Annotated in this window: 18 protein-coding genes and 1 pseudogene; 8 read left to right on the top strand and 11 right to left on the bottom strand. The window is 36.9% G+C overall.

What is annotated here, in order from left to right:
• Positions 1–9: 9 nt before the first annotated feature.
• The 3 genes from IGI44_RS19060 to IGI44_RS19070 all read right to left on the bottom strand — a co-directional run bounded on the left by IGI44_RS19060 (position 10) and on the right by IGI44_RS19070 (position 2,254).
• Positions 10–363 carry a hypothetical protein gene (locus IGI44_RS19060; RefSeq protein ID WP_438789515.1) on the bottom strand — a complete coding sequence of 118 codons (354 nt, stop codon included), beginning with the start codon at positions 361–363 and terminating at the stop codon, positions 10–12.
• A 491-nt stretch (positions 364–854) separates the two neighbouring features.
• Positions 855–1,484, bottom strand: a complete 630-nt coding sequence (locus IGI44_RS19065) for an HAD family hydrolase (protein WP_438789516.1) — start codon at positions 1,482–1,484, stop codon at positions 855–857.
• Positions 1,481–2,254, bottom strand: coding sequence for a DeoR/GlpR family DNA-binding transcription regulator (locus IGI44_RS19070; RefSeq protein WP_438789517.1), 774 nt, complete (start codon positions 2,252–2,254; stop codon positions 1,481–1,483). The genes IGI44_RS19065 and IGI44_RS19070 overlap by 4 nt, the downstream gene beginning before the upstream one ends.
• Positions 2,255–2,711: 457 nt before the next feature.
• On the opposite strand from IGI44_RS19070, the gene IGI44_RS19075 reads away from it, so the two are divergent.
• From IGI44_RS19075 to IGI44_RS19085, 3 genes are all read left to right on the top strand, one after another.
• Positions 2,712–3,374, top strand: a complete 663-nt coding sequence (locus IGI44_RS19075; RefSeq protein WP_438789518.1) for a 5'-methylthioadenosine/S-adenosylhomocysteine nucleosidase — start codon at positions 2,712–2,714, stop codon at positions 3,372–3,374.
• Between the two features lie 174 nt (positions 3,375–3,548).
• On the top strand, positions 3,549–4,007 hold the full coding sequence (locus IGI44_RS19080; RefSeq protein ID WP_438789519.1) for a hypothetical protein: 459 nt from the start codon (positions 3,549–3,551) through the stop codon (positions 4,005–4,007).
• A gap of 422 nt (positions 4,008–4,429) precedes the next feature.
• Complete coding sequence (locus IGI44_RS19085; protein WP_438789520.1) at positions 4,430–4,726, top strand: hypothetical protein; 297 nt, start codon at positions 4,430–4,432, stop codon at positions 4,724–4,726.
• 1,161 nt (positions 4,727–5,887) lie between these two features.
• Here IGI44_RS19085 and IGI44_RS19090 read toward each other — a convergent pair.
• Together IGI44_RS19090 and relB are read right to left on the bottom strand one after the other, a co-directional pair.
• Positions 5,888–6,148 (bottom strand): type II toxin-antitoxin system RelE family toxin, encoded by a 261-nt coding sequence (locus tag IGI44_RS19090; RefSeq protein ID WP_438789521.1) that lies wholly within the window; start codon positions 6,146–6,148, stop codon positions 5,888–5,890.
• A gap of 4 nt (positions 6,149–6,152) precedes the next feature.
• On the bottom strand, positions 6,153–6,374 hold the full coding sequence (gene relB / locus IGI44_RS19095) for a type II toxin-antitoxin system RelB family antitoxin (RefSeq protein ID WP_438789522.1): 222 nt from the start codon (positions 6,372–6,374) through the stop codon (positions 6,153–6,155).
• 288 nt (positions 6,375–6,662) lie between these two features.
• Here relB and IGI44_RS19100 point away from each other — a divergent pair, with 288 nt between their 5' ends.
• On the top strand, positions 6,663–11,570 hold the full coding sequence (locus IGI44_RS19100; protein ID WP_438789523.1) for an InlB B-repeat-containing protein: 4,908 nt from the start codon (positions 6,663–6,665) through the stop codon (positions 11,568–11,570).
• A 229-nt stretch (positions 11,571–11,799) separates the two neighbouring features.
• On the opposite strand, the pseudogene IGI44_RS19105 reads toward IGI44_RS19100, so the two are convergent.
• Positions 11,800–12,076 (bottom strand): annotated as a pseudogene (locus tag IGI44_RS19105) (helix-turn-helix transcriptional regulator).
• A gap of 186 nt (positions 12,077–12,262) precedes the next feature.
• Here IGI44_RS19105 and IGI44_RS19110 point away from each other — a divergent pair.
• A complete protein-coding gene (locus IGI44_RS19110) occupies positions 12,263–12,358 on the top strand; it encodes a type I toxin-antitoxin system Fst family toxin (protein ID WP_438789524.1) in 96 nt (31 codons plus the stop codon).
• A 652-nt stretch (positions 12,359–13,010) separates the two neighbouring features.
• On the opposite strand, the gene IGI44_RS19115 is transcribed toward IGI44_RS19110, so the two are convergent.
• Genes IGI44_RS19115 through IGI44_RS19125 form a run of 3 tightly spaced genes read right to left on the bottom strand, consistent with a single transcriptional unit; the run spans position 13,011 to position 13,827 of the window.
• Positions 13,011–13,319: a Fic family protein gene (locus IGI44_RS19115; RefSeq protein ID WP_438790300.1), complete on the bottom strand. Its 309-nt coding sequence runs from the start codon at positions 13,317–13,319 to the stop codon at positions 13,011–13,013.
• A gap of 6 nt (positions 13,320–13,325) precedes the next feature.
• Positions 13,326–13,619 carry a hypothetical protein gene (locus tag IGI44_RS19120; RefSeq protein WP_438789525.1) on the bottom strand — a complete coding sequence of 98 codons (294 nt, stop codon included), beginning with the start codon at positions 13,617–13,619 and terminating at the stop codon, positions 13,326–13,328.
• Positions 13,612–13,827 carry a hypothetical protein gene (locus IGI44_RS19125; RefSeq protein WP_429957849.1) on the bottom strand — a complete coding sequence of 72 codons (216 nt, stop codon included), beginning with the start codon at positions 13,825–13,827 and terminating at the stop codon, positions 13,612–13,614. The genes IGI44_RS19120 and IGI44_RS19125 overlap by 8 nt, the downstream gene beginning before the upstream one ends.
• 432 nt (positions 13,828–14,259) lie before the next feature.
• Here IGI44_RS19125 and IGI44_RS19130 point away from each other — a divergent pair, with 432 nt between their 5' ends.
• The 3 genes from IGI44_RS19130 (at position 14,260) to IGI44_RS19140 (ending at position 15,946) form a co-directional block, all read left to right on the top strand.
• Complete coding sequence (locus IGI44_RS19130) at positions 14,260–14,520, top strand: hypothetical protein (RefSeq protein ID WP_438789526.1); 261 nt, start codon at positions 14,260–14,262, stop codon at positions 14,518–14,520.
• 233 nt (positions 14,521–14,753) lie between these two features.
• On the top strand, positions 14,754–15,176 hold the full coding sequence (locus IGI44_RS19135; protein ID WP_438789527.1) for a hypothetical protein: 423 nt from the start codon (positions 14,754–14,756) through the stop codon (positions 15,174–15,176).
• Positions 15,177–15,523: 347 nt separating this feature from the next.
• Positions 15,524–15,946: a VOC family protein gene (locus IGI44_RS19140; protein ID WP_438789528.1), complete on the top strand. Its 423-nt coding sequence runs from the start codon at positions 15,524–15,526 to the stop codon at positions 15,944–15,946.
• 142 nt (positions 15,947–16,088) lie between these two features.
• Here the strand turns inward: IGI44_RS19140 and IGI44_RS19145 are convergent, their stop codons facing one another.
• Together IGI44_RS19145 and IGI44_RS19150 are read right to left on the bottom strand one after the other, a co-directional pair.
• Positions 16,089–16,289, bottom strand: a complete 201-nt coding sequence (locus IGI44_RS19145; protein ID WP_438789529.1) for a hypothetical protein — start codon at positions 16,287–16,289, stop codon at positions 16,089–16,091.
• Positions 16,290–16,330: 41 nt separating this feature from the next.
• Positions 16,331–17,251 carry an Rpn family recombination-promoting nuclease/putative transposase gene (locus tag IGI44_RS19150; protein ID WP_438789530.1) on the bottom strand — a complete coding sequence of 307 codons (921 nt, stop codon included), beginning with the start codon at positions 17,249–17,251 and terminating at the stop codon, positions 16,331–16,333.
• Positions 17,252–17,313 lie beyond the last annotated feature (62 nt).

Below are 17,313 nucleotides of genomic sequence, written 5' to 3' on the forward strand. Positions count from 1 at the left end.
ATAAAAGGTTTATTCATCCTTTATTAGTTCAATGGGTTTCAAAGCGGCATCGTTAAGTTCACACAGTATCAACAGGTATTCATCCTTTTTTTCTAAAAGAAAAGTATACGAAACACCCTCTGTTTTATTGATCGTTTCTATTCTTGATTTTTCACCCTCTTGATTATCTATTATTTCAAGTGGCTTATTGTCAAGATACAAGAATCCTTTATTGTATTTAATATCCACTGCTTTTTTCGTTTCTTTATTAACCCAAGTACCTGTAATATCTTTGTATTTCATTTTGTCTGCTTCAACTGCTTGCAATAGGATGAACACAATACTAATTATTGCTAAAAAAGCGAATACAAACTTTTTCACCATGAACCGCTCCATTCTTTTCTCATCACAATAAGCTCTGATCATACGAACTGGTTGGATTTCCATAACTTTAGTTGACTATTTTTCGTTTAAATTGGATTATTAAGCTCCGTTTTCTCTTAAATCGAGTGTAACACACACAGTTTGTGTTACATCCGTGAATCTGAGATTATCTGTTCTAGTCACTTATTTCACGACAATATTCGTTTACGATCAATCCATTGAGTCTTGTTCGAATTTTGTTATTATTGTTTTGCAGATAAGAATAATTTGTACACCAAAACCCCTAGAGAGATTGGATTCTCTAGGGGTCATTTTCACCAACTCCATGTATCGAAGAGTCGTTAAAATCCATATTTCTTAAGGAATATATCCTCTTAAGGTAATGTTTGGATAGTCTTATAGTATTCATAGTTTCTCTACTCTTTGGATTTAAGACTATCTTTTAAGTTGAATTACTGAAAGTGCCATGCATAAACCTTTAGTAAGGTGGTCTATTTTAAATATTGCAATATTTCTAAAGGAGTTTCTAACCTAATGTCTGCACTTGAGAATAGTGGGTTCTCTTTTGCTCCCCACTTTGCTAACGCAAATTTAGCTCCAGCTGATTGTGAGCTATGCATATCATAGATTGAATCACCTATGTAAATTGATTCTTCGGGTAAACTTCCTAATTCATTTAATGCATATAGAATTGGTTCAGGATTAGGTTTATGTTTCGTTGTATCAGAGGCAGTTACTGAAATATCAAAAAGTTTACTTAAACCAAAATGTTCAAATTCATTTTCCATTTCTTCATTTGTTTTGGATGTAACGATCCCAATTTGTATCCCATTTTCTTTTAACTCAGTCAATGATTCTTCCACTTGAGGAAACAAAGTCGCATGATGAGAGTATTGTTTAACATTTTCGGACCAACATGCGTGTAACTCATCAGCTTCCTCTCCAGATAATGAATACCGTTCAATTGCTTTTTTACCTGGTATACCTAAGATGTACTCTAAATTTTCTTCTGGAACGTCCAAGTTTTTCTCTTCTTTTAGAGTTTTTTGTAAAGATTTAATCATGACAAATTCTGTATCTAAGATTGTTCCATCTACGTCAAATAATACCGTTTTAATCATGTTTGCACCCACTTTGAATTTATTATAGAGACATTACTATCTGATATTGTTCTTTCTAAATCATCTGGTAGACGACTTTCTACAACAAGAAAATCAATATCTTCGAAATCTAAACCTTTATAGTTATGACTTAATCCGATTTTTGTATTATCAATTAGTAAAACTACAAGTTTGGACTGTTTTCTTATCTTCTTTTTGAAATCTATATCTTCATCGTAAGCGTAATAAATGCCTGAAGTTGTGATTCCAGCGGCACTCATAAAGGCAACATCAAAGATAAATGAATCCAGCTCAAGCATGGGTTTCGTTCCAACGACATTTCGTTTGATAGGATCGACGGTTCCACCTAAAATCTTAGTTTTACATTTAGTATTTCTCAATAGTTGATCGGTAATATCTAATGAATTTGTCGTTGCTATGACATTCTCATAAGGTCTTATATGTCTTGGAATGCAACTGACCGTTGTCGAAATATCTAAAAAAATATGGGAATTATCTTTTACTAAATTACTAGCAGTTTTTGCTAGAATATCTTTTTCAGCACTGAGATCTTCAGTACGTTCCAGATACTCATCTAAACGACTAAAGGTATTGGGCAAACTAATTCCACCGTATGTGCGATCGATAGCATTATTTTGTGCTAATTTGACAATATCTCTTCTTGCTGTATCTCGTGAAGAACCTGTTAGGGTAACAATTTCCTTCAAACTAAGCGTTCCACGCATCTTCAATTCCTCTAAAATTAACTCAAGTCGTTTCTTTTGAATCATAAACATGCCTCCTTTTAAGCCAATATAAGCATGTTTGTATAATAACTTAAAATAGCTTAAAAGTCAATGTTAACACCTGATACATAACAAAAACACCCAGCTTAGATTTGCTGGGTGTTGCGCTTTATTCTAGTATTCGGGAATAGTTGCCTGAAAAAGCAGACTTTCTAAATTAGCACAGCTGATTTGCTACACCCTATATTGTTCTATTCTTTGAACTGATGTATCCAAAAGACGTGCAACAATCTATAGAATTCTCATTAGCTAAATACATATTATTCAACTCGATTTATCTGCATTTGAACTATTTTCTTAACTATCCTAACAACATTACCTCCACGGTAGCTCCATCTAGCGGACTATCCTACTTAATTTCCTCCGTTTGTGGACTTTTTCATTCGCATCTTTCAATAATTTTTATGATACAATTTTCTAAAATCATCTTGGAGGATCTATTATGAAAATTGGAATTATTTCTGCTATGGATTTGGAAATCCAACCGTTAATAGAAAGACTAGCTCCTGTACAAATATTCGAATATCTAAGTAGAAAATTCTATGTTTCAAAACAAGGTATCCATCAATTTGTTTTACTTTGTTCCGGTCAGGGCAAAACAAATAGTTCCATTTTTACTCAAGTATTAATTGATAAATTTTCTCCAGATCTGGTTCTTAATATCGGTATTTGTGGAGGAATATCCTCTAATTCTTCTTTATCAGATATTTATCTCGGTAAGAAGTATTGTCATTACGACATTCGAAAAAAGCAATCGCAACTTAAATTTCCCTATCAACTCTTTTACGAAGCGGATAAAGATGTAATTCATTCGTTCTCAAAACATGATCCTTCATTAAAAAAGGGTATTTTTGGTACAGGTGAAGGTTTCGTCACCACGTATAAACAAAGGACATCTTTAATAAATGACTTTCACATTGATTGTGTTGACATGGAATCAGCTTCAATAGCCCAATGTTGCTTTTTGAATAAAATAAGCTTTTTATCCATACGTATTGTTTCTGACAAAGCCAATTCACAAGCTGTCAACATTGGAGAAATGGAGCAAAAAATGTTGATGTCAAAAATCTTTAATCTAATCTGTTTGATCTACAAAATCGATTAATTTTCCTATTTAACTGTTCATTCTTACTTTCCTACTTGATAGCTCCAGTTAGCGAACTTTCCTACCTAATTTCCTCCGTTACTTGTCCAAAAATTTCATAATAATCTTCCTTTACAAATTATTTTTTTGATATACTAATTTCTTGTTAGTTACTAATTCCTATAAGGAGATTCTATGAAAAAAATTGTTGTTTGGAGTTGGCGTTATCTCTTGGTTTTTTCTGTCTGTTTTATATCAATAATTATTTGGTTGGTGTCTGCATTTATTTATGGCTATGCAATAAAGCTAGAATTTTGGTTGTTTTTTCCACCTCTTATTTGCATAATGCTGCTAGTTCTATCCGTACAAATCACAACAATTAAATGCAATGATCAACAACTGATCATTTACAATTTAGGTAAATTCCGAAAGCGTGTCTTTAATATAAGGAAAATCGATGTTTCTTTCGGTTCTCGTATGAAAACAGTTTATAAAATCCACCCCCCCCCGCCCTCTACCCTATATACATTTAAGATAGAGATACGGGAAAACGGTATAGAATACTGTGTGGAAAAATCAGGTCGGAAGCTTTTGATTTATTTTGGAAAAAATATGGTCCACAATAATGTTGAACAAATAGTCAATAATTTGTAGATATATTCTCCAATAGTGTAATTCCTAATAATTGGTACTAAAGCCCTATTTTATGGTTCGTTTACATACACTATAATTAGTTTAAAGAGGTGAATAATATGAAGTGGAATAGTCGGCTTAAACCAAATATATTTTTTTATGTCGGTATACTCATTGTGATTCTTAATGCTGTATTTCTCAATTTCACCTTTCTTATTTCACTAGCAGGTACTGCTATAGTTTTCTTTTCTGACACTATCGCTAACTCAATTAATCACTACCTAGCAGGCAATCTTTAAGCGATTGCCTTTTTCTATTGTCTTCAAATCTTTTTTTGCTTGATAGCCCCAGTCTTGAGCTGTTTCCTCTGATAATCTAGTTCGTATTGACTTACAAAAACAATAGCTCTATCCTAAAGTTGAGTAATTATTGGAGGTTTTTAAATGAGTAAGAACAAAGTAATAGGTATAGCATTAGGTATATTAGCGATAATTCTTATTATTCTTTACACTTTAAAAAACACTTTGCTAGCAAACTTGAACATCAATTACATTGGTATTATCATAGCTTTGGTTCTTAGTATGAATGCCATCCTTGTTTTAATTCTAGTTCCCAAAGAGCAAAAAAAATTATTTGTATCTAGACCAATAGGCTATGGCTTAACAATAAATCCGAGAAATCCATTGGGACTGCTCATTTATACCCTTTTGATTATTCTCATGTTTATAATTACTGCTTAATTAACTATTTTAGGCTACGTTTTTTTACGATAATTTTTCCGCTATTGCCCCAGTTAGCGAACTTTCCTACTTAATTTCCTCCGATTGTGGAAGTTCTTTTTCAGCCTTTTCTTCTGATTATAAGTCTCTTAGTAATTTCTAAATTCGAATCCTTTCTTGTATCATTAATCACTTGAATTCACCTTTTCAATTTTAGTTGTCAGTGATAATATAATGTAAAACGGATCGGGGCGAGTTAATATGGAAGAATTTCAGTATTTACTTATTGGTCTTTGTATTATGGGTTTCTTTGGCAGTCTTTCAATATTTACGCCTCACACTCCATGGAACGATATTACATATTTATTTCGTAAAGTTGATAAGCAAAAATACCTCCAGTATTCAAACAAATTTTTCGGGAAGACATGGTTAACCATCGGAATTAGTTCTCTGATATTGCTTCTTTTGACTTGGGCTATAAAGATCAATATCCCAATTCAATTAATTCTATTTCTCTTTTTTCTTTATTTATTCATAAAAATAGTCTTGCTTGAAGTTGGTTGGAGAAAAATTGTCAACAGATAAACAGCAAACCTGGGATAGTACGATTCTTGTGCTATCTTTTTTCTATAAAGGTTTTATTTAAAACTTCCGTGATAGCCCCAGTTATCGTAGTTCTTTTGATTTATCTTCCTGATTACAGAGAATAATTGTATAATTGGTGAAACGTCTGTCGAGGTGAAAGTATGAAAACCAAAGTTATCAAAAAACTATTATTGATTTTCTTTGTTTCTCTTATCCTTCCCGTAATGTTGTTACTTCAAAAATATAATCGTCACCTTTCCTATGACCCTAGTTTTTCGGAAATATTCTTTGAATATGTTCGATGGCTTTTTGTTATTTTTATTTTCCAAGGATTATCATCTTTGTGGAGCCATTTTAAAAATAATTAATTCTGTAGATTCTTCCTTCGGCGTGTTCCGCATGAATCAAATCCCTTTGTTGATCAACGAGCCTGACTCATCTTGTCCAACGATTTATTTTTTGATTGCTAGTTCTTCTAATTTACTTTGCATCACAATCTCTCCTTAATTCCAACACTAATCATTCTTCAGGTTCCAATCCTAGCACAGACAGAAAAGCCCCTGTCGTGTGACAAGGGCTTCATTCTTATTCGTAAATTTACTTTCTATGCCCTGCTGTCAGAGCCAGTACGATTAACTTATCATCGTTACTCTCACACAGAATACGATAATCTCCTATTCGATACCGCCAAATCCCTTTTTTATCTCCTACTAATCCTTTACCCCGTAATCTCGGATTGTCTGAGCCTTCGATATTCTTAGCCAACCATTTCAATAGGAGTTTCGCTGAGAATTTATCTATCTTTTTCAACTCTTTTTGAAATCGCTTCGTTAATTCGACTGAGTATTCTTTTGCCATAATCTTACAAACCGTACTCCTTCATCACGTCTTTTAGAGACGTTGTTTTAGGGTCTTTTTGGTGTTCTTTCAGGGCTTGTTCGGCAATGGTTATATCGTATTGATCTTCTAGCTTTTCAGAAGTGGCATTTCGTAGCAAGGCAGACACAGAAACATTTTCAAATTTAGCGAATTCTTTCAGTAATTCCATTTCATCATCGCTTACTCTGATTGGAATAACAGGCATGTTAATTTCCCCTTTCTCGTTGATTCTGTTATACACCTGTAGAGCATATTCTTGTTAGGTGTTACTAGAAGCAAAAAGCTGAGACTAATTTTCGCAAGTGGGTGGGGTACTGAGATTGAATCGTGTGTGGCGAACCTCTATAAATGAAGGCGTTAAAAGAAAGCCCCCACACAAACATTTCTATTACTTTCTCTTAGAAGTAATTGTATCCGTTCCCATTCCCTGTTAGAATTTAATTAAATAAAGATCGTTTTTTTATCTGTTCAACCTATTTTGGAGGTGTGGAAAATGAAATCACGAAGAGCAAAACAGCTGATCACAGTCGGTCAACGGCATCAGCACTTCGTTTTTAAAAAATTTAACAAGCAATTAATCAGTGTCGTTGGTCTGACCTGTTTATTGATCGGAAATTACGCTCTTTTCCCGTTACAGGCTATCGCAAATGAGACCGCAACGACACAAACTACCGAAGCCTATGATCCCAATGCCACCATCCCTTCCCTAGCAGAAGAAGAACCCACCCAACAACAGCCCACTGATCGTCAGCCAATCAAACCGATCGAGGAACAGCCAGCAGACACCACCAGTCAAGAAGCAGCTTCACAAGAAAACACCCCATCAGTAACCGAAGCAGCGCAAGAAGACACGGAGAAACAGGAATTACGACGAGCGCCAAGACAAAGTGAATGGGAATATAATGTAGCAAATGAAGTCGCCTATATTACCGACTATAATGGAAGTCCCGAAACTATCGTCGTTCCATCTGAGTTAGATGGATTGCCTGTTGAAATTGACCTTGAAGATGTATTAGGAACTCTGTTAGAAACACAAACAGCCTCATTTGCAATTGAATCTTCAAAACAAAACCTCCCACCGGTGAAAGTAGTAGGGACTTTTCGTGGGTTGTTTGCGGATGTGAGTCAAGGGTGGGTAAGCGGTTCTTCACCGATTCACTCCGTAAACTTTGGAGACGCGGATACGTCAGCAATTACAGATATGAGTTATCTGTTTGCAAATTGTACTAGTCTAACAAATTTGAATTTAGACGGATTAGATACTCAAAATGTGACTTCTATGAACTCTATGTTTTCCCGCTGTAACAAGCTTGGCACTCTGGACCTTTCTACATTTGATACTCGAAATGTGGCGAATATGAGCAATATGTTTTCCTACTGTAGCAACCTTTCTGTTCTAAACCTTGATTCTTTTAATACTCAAAATGTGACTTCTATGGGCGATATGTTTTCCGAATGTAACAACCTTAATGATTTAGACCTTGAATCTTTTGATACTCAAAATGTGACTTCTATGAGCGGTATGTTTTTCTACTGTAACAAGCTTGGCACTCTGGACCTTTCTACATTTGATACCCGAAATGTGGCGAATATGAGCGATATGTTTTTCGGCTGTAACAACCTTAACTCTCTTGACCTGATTTCTTTTGATACTAAAAATGTAATATTTATGAACAATATGTTTTCCCACTGTAGCAACCTTTCTGATCTAAACCTTGATTCTTTTGATACTAAAAATGTGACAGAAATGAACAATATGTTTTCCTACTGTAGCAACCTTTCTGATCTAAACCTTGATTCTTTTGATACTAAAAATGTGACAGAAATGAACAGTATGTTTTCCTACTGTAGCAACCTTGCTACTCTAAGCCTTGCTTCTTTTGATACTAAAAATGTAATGTTTATGAACTTTATGTTTTACAAATGTAGCAACCTTACTAACTTAAACCTAAGCTCTTTCGATACTTTTAATGTGGTGGATATGGATTACATGTTTTACGACTGCAATAACCTCTCTACATTAAAACTAAACAAAAATTTTAAACTTGAGGATTCTCAACGCCTTCGTAACCTACCCACTGCTGAAAACGACGGGAAAACCACCTTCCACTGGGTAAAAGATGACTACAATGAAACGTATGATTCTACTGATGATTTCATCACCAATCACAATTTAACTGACGATTCCGTTTCTACCTACACGATACAAGGAAAGCATTTAGTCACCTTTGATACAACTGGTGGTAGTGGTTCCGTCGATACGCAGCGAATTTTCGAAAATAAGGCAGTTACTGATCCGAATTACACTGGAACAAAGGACCATTACAGCTTCGATGGTTGGACTTTGAATGGAAATGAATTTGACTTTAATACACCTGTGACTGCCCCGATGGACTTGATGGCCAATTGGGTAATTGATACCTATACGGTCAGGTTCCATGCGAATAATGGTACAAACGAGAGAACGGATCAGAGGTTTGACTATGATGAAGAGAAAAAATTAACTCCTAATACTTTTTCTAAAGCTGGGTATACTTTTAAGGAATGGAATACAACAGATGATGGCAATGAAAATGCTTATTCTGATCAAGCTGAAGTGAAAAATCTTGCTACGACCAATGGGGCAATCTATCCACTCTATGCGCAGTGGCAAGCGAATACGTATGCCATTAATTTTCATGAAAATGGAGGTGAAGGCTATCTAGCTTCTCTTGACATGGTTTATGATCAGGAGAAACCGTTGACTAAAAATACCATCACCAGAAAAGGCTATCAGTTCGATGGCTGGAATACTCGTCAGGATGGACAAGGCGCTTCGTATGCAGATGAAGCACCTGTGAAGAATTTGAACGCAGAAGAAGGGGGAACCGTCACGCTGCATGCGCAATGGAAAGCGATTAACTACACAGTAACCTTTGACAGTAACGGCGGTTCTGATGTGAACCAAGAAACGTATACGATTGAAAAAGGCATCGCATCCTTCCCTATACCAAGTCGAAAGGGCTATACTTTCCTCGGTTGGTTTGACGGCGATACTAAAGTTGAACGCATCTCAGTTGGGGAAACAGGGAATCGAGAATTGATAGCGAAATGGAAGATTGACAAATACAACGTAACCTTCGATAGCATGGGCGGTTCTGATGTAGATTCGCTAAGCTACACGGTTGAAAAAGGCATTACAACCTTCCCTACGCCAACCAAGTCAGGCTATAAATTCCTTGGATGGTTTGATGATGGCGGGACTAAGATTGAGAATATCCCTGTTGGTACAGCCGGAAATATCGCATTAAAAGCGAAATGGGAACTTATCGAATATACGATCACCTTTGATAGCAAGGGCGGCTCAACCGTATCGCCTCAAGAGTATACAATTGAAAAAGGTATCGACTCCTTCCCTTCTTCAAATAGAAAGGGCTATACTTTCCTTGGTTGGTTTGACGGCGATACTAAAGTTGAGCGCATCTCGGTTGGGGAAACAGGGAATCGAGAATTGATAGCGAAATGGAGGATTGACAAATACAACGTAACCTTCGATAGCATGGGCGGTTCTGATGTAGATTCACTAAGCTACACGGTTGAAAAAGGCATTGACTCCTTCCCTACGCCAACCAAGTCAGGCTATAAATTCCTTGGATGGTTTGATGATGGCGGGACTAAGATTGAGAGTATTCCTGATAGTACAACGGGAAATATCGCATTAAAAGCCAAATGGGAACTTATCGAATATACGATCACCTTTGATGATCCAACGATTACAACAATTCAGTACACGGTGGAGTCTGAAACAATTGCCTTACCGACTGCCTCCAAAAAGGGCTATACCTTCTCAGGCTGGTATGATGGTTCACAAAAGTTAACAGAAATTCCGATAGGCTCCACTGGAAATAAAACATTAACGGCAACATTTGACGCAATTGACTACGCCGTTAGCTTCGATAGTTCTGGTGGTTCGGACGTAGACCCGCTGAATTACACCATCGAAAATGAAATCAACGCCTTCCCTACACCAACCAAGCTAGGGTATAAATTCCTTGGCTGGTACGACGAAGATGGGAAACAAATTGAGAATATTCCTAAAGGTACAACTGGCAATCGCACGTTAACAGCGAAATGGGAACTTATCGAATATTCCGTTACCTTCGATAGCAACGGTGGCTCTGATGTCGCTTCGCAAAGCTATACCATTGAAAAAGGGATCGACTCTTTCACTATGCCAACCAAGTCAGGATATTCTTTCTCAGGATGGTTTGATGAAGACGGAAACAAGATTGAAAGTATTCCCAACAATAAAACTGGCAATCGAACATTGAAGGCAAAATGGGAGACGATTCCCTACAATGTAATCTTTGATAGTAGCGGCGGCGCTGAGGTAGATCCGCAAAGCTATACCATCGAAAAGGGAATTAACTCCTTCCCTACACCAACCAAGTTAGGGTATAAATTCCTTGGCTGGTACGACGAGGATGGAACGAAGACTGAGTCAATCCCTGATGGAAAAACAGGCGATCGGACATTAACGGCACGTTGGAAGCTCATCGACTATACGATCACCTTTGATGATCCAGCTATTTCTGCGATTTCGTACACGATTGAATCTGACACTATCAAGTTGCCTATGAAAACAAAGACTGGGTATACATTCTTAGGTTGGTTGGTTTCTGAGGATACCTTGAGCCGCATGGTCACAGATAGTGGAAAAATTGTCCAAGAGATCAAAACTGGCTCAACCGGAAACTTGAAGCTATCCGCCCGATGGCAGGCAAATCCATACACGATCCGTTTTGATTCAAATGGTGGCGCTGGTGAGATGGCTGCTCAAACCATGACCTATGATGAGGCAGCGAAGTTATCTGCGAATGCCTTTACCCGATCGGGGTATGTATTTGTTAACTGGAATACTCAAGCAGATGGAAGAGGAACTCCCTACACAGACACACAAGAAATTCGGAATCTCGTGGCTAGTGGGGAACTCACCCTTTACGCTCAGTGGAAGCCAGCAAAAACAGCACTGGATGACTTGATCACTAAGGAAAAGGAGACCAATCGAAACAAGGAGGACTATACAGAGGGTAGCTGGAACGTCTATGAAGAAGCACTGAAAAAAGCAGAAAAGGTGCTGGCAGACCCGCAAGCCACTTCCGAAGAAATTACTACCGCTCTTACCGAACTGAAACAGGCGATCGCCAACTTGAAATCGGTAAAGAAAACTGGTGGAGTAGCCATCGGAACTTCCAACACTACGACGGGGACGCGTAAGACTTATCCAACGAATTATAGCTATACTAATACCGCAAAAAGCTATCCACGAACAGGGATTGTCACAGGCTCTGGCCTGACAATCATCGGATTAGCCGCTGTAGGCTCTGCACTAGCTGGATGGAAAAAGCGGAAAGGCAAATAATTCCCCGATAAGACCAAAACAAGCAACTCGTTTTGGTCTTTTTTTGTTGTCTTAAGAAGGAGTGGTGAGCCTATAATGGAGAATAGGCATTATCAAACAGTTCTTTTGAGGATTTGAGATTTCTTTTTCTACTTCTCCAATCATCGTGAATGCCCTATTCAAAAGTAGATATAATCGTACTCATGAAACGAATTAGTTTCTAAAGTTTGTTTTTTTGTGATCGTTCCAGTTACTTAAACTCTATATGTAACTCTTTTCCTACTTTATTGGCAATCTCATAAAGAATAACAAAGCTAGGATTCATTGATCCATTCTCTATCCTTGCAATCGTTGATTGCGGCTTTCCTACTTTTTTCAGCCAATTCACGTTGGCTTAACCCTAGTTCTTTTCGCAACTGAGTTAAGGCAATCGCAACCTCTAAACGTTGAGATTCCTTTTCGTACTCATCAGAAAAATTGGTACCCTCAGCCTTTTTCTTTTTAATCAGTTCATCAATCCTACTCATTGAAATCCTCCTTTCTCAAATAAAACACTGTCAAGCTTGCTTCTTAACCCATTCCATTCTTTGCGTCAGATAGATTTTTGAGAATGTTTCATTGTCGGCCGGTTAGTTTTTTCTTTTAGAAACAATCCTGCCTAAGTATAACGTTATGGTATACTAACAAATGCCCCAAAAGTGGGTGTTTCTAGCATGAAAGAAATCTTCACATTAGTTGTTGCGCCATTATTAGTAGCTCTGGTTACAACACTGGTCGATCATTGGTTAGATGATCGAGACGACAACTGAACGCAGCTGTCTATCTGACCCATGCGCCAGCCACCGCATCTGGTGATAAAAAAAAGCCTTACTCCTGGCTGAGTAGGGCTCTCGTGTTTCTAGCACTCGAAATCTTCACATTTCGCAAAATCATTGTAACATGAATATTTTGTATTTTTCCAATTGAAGGTTTTTAAATGAGTAAGAACAAAGTAATAGGTATAGCATTGGGTATATTAGCGATAATTCTTATCATCCTTTACACTTTAAAAAACACTTTGCTAGCAAACTTAAACATCAATTACATTGGTATTATCATAGCTTTAGTTCTTAGCATCAGTGCCATCCTTGTTTTAATTATAGTTCCCAAAGAACAAAAAAATTTGTATCTAGACCAATAGGCTATGGCTTAACAATAAACCCGAGAAATCCATTGGGACTGCTCATTTATACCCCTTTTGATTATTCTCATATTCCTAATTACTGCTTAATTGACTATTTCAAGACCTGATTCCGCACATAAAATAATGTATATCAGAAAATTTGTTGTAATAACAATATTAATTAGCAATTTTCTAAAAATGCTAAATCAATGAATTTCATCCAATTTTACAGTATTCGTACTTAAAAACGTACCTAGAAATCATTTGCAAACCAGAACATGACTATTTTTATAATATAACTAAAAATCATTGATTGCATCTGTCATGATTTTTAAGAAATATTCTTTTTCAGGTGCTTCATCAACACAATATAAAACCAATGACTTTCTTACATAGCTGGCATGATCTCGTAAAAGTTTTGAGTTCAACGGAAATCCTTTAGCATTTGCAAATAGACCGGCAAAGCGCATAACCGTTCGAGTATTTCCTTCTCTAAACGGATGAATTAACCACAGTCGAGCAATCAAGTCTGAGAACAACGGAATCATTTCTTCCACACTAATATCAGACCATTCTACTTGGTTCAGATCATCAATAATCGTTTCAATTTGAAGCTAAATTGATGAGATTTCACCGTATGTTAACGACACGCCGCCCAGAACAGCTTCTTCTTTATAGATATCAATCGTTCTAATCTGCCCTGCCCACTCGTATAGATCACCAAAAATGTATTTATGAACTTCAAGAAATGTTTCGTAGTTGAGCGGCTTATTTTCAAACCAAGCATCAATATCTAACAATTTTAAATACGTGATATCCGCTTCGGCTTTTTCAAGAAGATCCTTATCCGCTATACCTAGTTTATTTTGCAAGACATCAGTATCTGGAATCAAATAAGGATCAAGCATTTTTTAGACCCATTGCACGATATTTTTCAATAACCGTTTCTAAGGCATCCGCAATTTCAATATTACCTGCCACATATTCTTCTACTAACTTCATAGTATCATCAGAAGGTTCCGCAGCATCTAAAGTTGAATAGCTCAAAGCAACATTACGGAGCTTCTCACGCTCGATTTTAGTCGTATTTTTTACTGAGTATTTGTAATCAGACATATCTCGTCAACTCCTTTTAGAATGCTTAATGTTGTTCATTATATCATGTTTTTAGAATTTCATCTCATGGTTAAGTTTAATATAATAAAAATCTCTGTTGTTGAGTATTCCACCAAAAATGAGTATTTCAAGTTTTATGGGATATTTAATATGATGCTTACCTGATACTGTCAATAATTGTAACCACTCTTTTGTATCTTCTAGGTTTTGCTTTGGATGGATCATTCCTAAAATTTGTTCAAGGATTTTCTACAGCACTTGTTGTTGAGTTAATTATTCTAAAAATCAGAAATAAACGTCACTTTAAAGCGAACTAGCTAGTTCGCTTTTTCTATGCAATTGTCCTACTTATGGGCTGTTTCCTTCGATTGTGTAATTTATCTTGACTTGGATATCCATTAGAAATACTCTAAATGAAAGGAGCGAAATTCTATGGATATCTATTCAATTCAACAGTATGCTTTTGGTGGTCTATGGTTCACAATCATTTTGTTGCTGATTGCTTTAATCACTAAACATACTCACGGACTTTTTATTGCACGATTCCCGAGCGAGTTTGTAAAAGATAAGAATGATCCTAGGTATGAAAATAAACGTACGATTGGTAATAGATATATGAAATTCGTATTCAAAGATGTGCCACCTTTTTTCATTGGGTTTCTCATAATTATTTTGATGACCTATTTTGTATAATCATAGATCTGTGCTAGCTCCAATTACTGCTCTTTTTAAGGTCTTTTCCAAACTCTTAGGGAAAATGAGCTAATGATTCATTCTGGCATTCGGGTCAACTGCATTCCTCAACTTGACTGATGCCCTGTTTACTCCAATATCCTTTGCAATAACTGCCGTTTTTTACATTCTTAATCCACTTCTTCCTACTATAATGACGAAAATACACGATGATTTCCTGAAAGGAGCGTGCCATGATTTATATTGGAATCTTTCTATTTGCTAGCTTAGCGATAAATTTCTTTTACAGGACCATTAATCTGTTTATAAAGATGAATAGACTGACCTATTCTGAACAGACGAAGCATTCTTTCAGGTGCAGCTCTTGCAATCAACGCTACACACTATCTGGTCCAGAAACCCGACAGCTCTCGAAAGGCGCATTGCGAATTAAAAAATCGACGCCAAAAAGACAAGTGACCTTCATCAAATTTGCCTGCCCAACTTGCGGAAACTATGCCAATCAAGAAAAACTTTTTGATCTAAATACCACGAAAGCACTCGGAAATGTCAGAATTCAGATGGACGCGTATCAAGCACCCTTGATCCTTGATTTCTTACTGAAAGGTGTTTTACCGATAATTATTGTTGTGCCTTTTTTGAAACTATTTGTTTGACGGCGAAAGCATTCTTATTCAGGAATGCTTTTTTTGCTGCTCCTACTCTGTTTGACTACATTAACCTGATTTAATTAAAATAGTCTGTTTCTAAGCATTCGAAAACCATTCTATTGGTCTACCATTTAATCAATCCCTATTCAACACTTGTTGGTTTAAAGGGCATTCTTTGATGATATATGTGTCTGAGGTTATCGAATTTGGGTTGAAAAAGGATTGATTTCAACTCAGCGGATCAAAGGAAATTTTTCTGAGCCTCTCTACTCAGCTAAAAAAATCAAATTCTCCTATCTTTTTATCTTTTATTTGCTATTATAGCCATATCACTTAATAGTTGGAGGAGAATGATGAAACAAAATCTTGTTCACATTGCATTAGTTGTAAACGATTACGATGAAGCGCTAAATTTCTACACAAAAACACTTGGTTTTGATTTAATTGAAGACACCTATCAACCCGAACAAGATAAAAGATGGGTTGTGGTTTCTCCCCGAAATTCAAACGGTACCACTATATTGTTGGCAAAAGCGTCCAAACCCATTCAAAAAGAGTTTGTTGGAAACCAAGCGGGTGGAAGAGTGTTTCTATTTCTAGGCACTGATGATTTTTATCGTGATTACGATAATCTCATTGCTAAGGGTGTCGAATTCGTCAGAGAACCTAAGGTCGCGGATTACGGTATCGTTGCAGTTTTTAAAGATTTATACGGAAATTTATGGGATCTTGTTCAATTTAACGAAGAGCATCCTATGCATACGCGGTTCATTTAAACCGTTCTAATGAAAAATAGTTTATATAAAAAAGAAGCTGAACGATCATCCGTCCATTACGATGACATCGGATCGTTCAGCTTCTACTGTTCTTCTATTCTAGTTTCACCATTGGTCTTTCTCTGAATCTCAAGCGACCAAACTACTCCTGTTCTCTTTCTAACTTTTTCAACGTTTCAATGTCTAATCCCGTTACTTCTGAGACCTGTTCAAGAGTGTTTCCTATCTTTAAAAATTTCAATGCAAGTTCGCACTTTGCTTCTTCGCGCCCCTTTTGAAGTCCTTCAAGACGTGCGCCTGAGAGTTCTGCTCCGTGGATTGCTTTGGCTTTTTCGATGTCCATGATCATTTTCTGTTCCTTTCCCTGAATCTCAAACGGCCAAACTACTCCTGTTCTCTTTCTAACTTTTTCAACGTTTCAATGTCTAATCCCGTTACTTCTGAGACCTGTTCAAGCGTATTTCCTATCTTTAAAAATTTCAACGCAAGTTCGCGTTCCTTTCCTTTTTCTCCTTCTTCGCGTCCCAATTGAAGTCCTTCTTTACGTCCTTCTTGACGCCCCTCAAGACGAGCGCCTGAGAGTTCTGCTCCGTGGATTGCTTTGGCTTTTTCGATGTCCATGATCATTTTCTGTTCCTCCCTTTTCAGATTCGCAAAATCTGTTTTCACTTTGGCTTCTTTGATATAGTCGGGTGCCGAATCTGTTACTTCACCAGTTGCTAAGAAATACTGCCAGTGCCACGCTGGACTATGGGCTTCAATATTCTCGTTTACTAAACTGAGAAAACACAGGATTAGCAGTTCCTTATTTTTTTCGAGGTACAACGGGGCATGGGTCTCCTCATCCAGCAGATGAAATCGTTTCAGGGCCTTTTGGTTCTCGTCAAATAAATGAAAATCCATAATATTGATCCCATATGCCGGTCGTAAGCTTGAATAGTGATTGTCCTTTTTATCCCCTGTTGCTGTCAGGTTCCCATAGGATGCCCGAAAGGCTTCTGCCAAATAATAGGTGACACGTTCAATAAAATGAGGATGTGAGCGAACTTGACACTCGATGGTTGTATGGCTGCCATCTTCAGCAACTGCCAGTATATCGACTTCTGTGTGAAAGACTCCTGCTCGTTTATTTTTTTCATAAAAATGTTTGTATGTCTCAATGTGGTAAGTTTCTCGTGGCTTCAGTGACTGAAACTCGATTCCTAAGAGATCCTTGACGAAGGCTTTTAGGATATGTAGAGAATCTGGGGCGGTCAGCATTTTTCGGAATAAGAGGTCGGTCGTCGGTAAGTACGTTTGCATCATTTTCCTGCCTTTCAGACAGCAGGCTTTTCTCGCCTACATTATAGCATGGCAAAATGGCCGCT

The organism is Enterococcus sp. DIV0756 (genome assembly GCF_051710745.1).
Taxonomy (GTDB): domain Bacteria; phylum Bacillota; class Bacilli; order Lactobacillales; family Enterococcaceae; genus Enterococcus_A.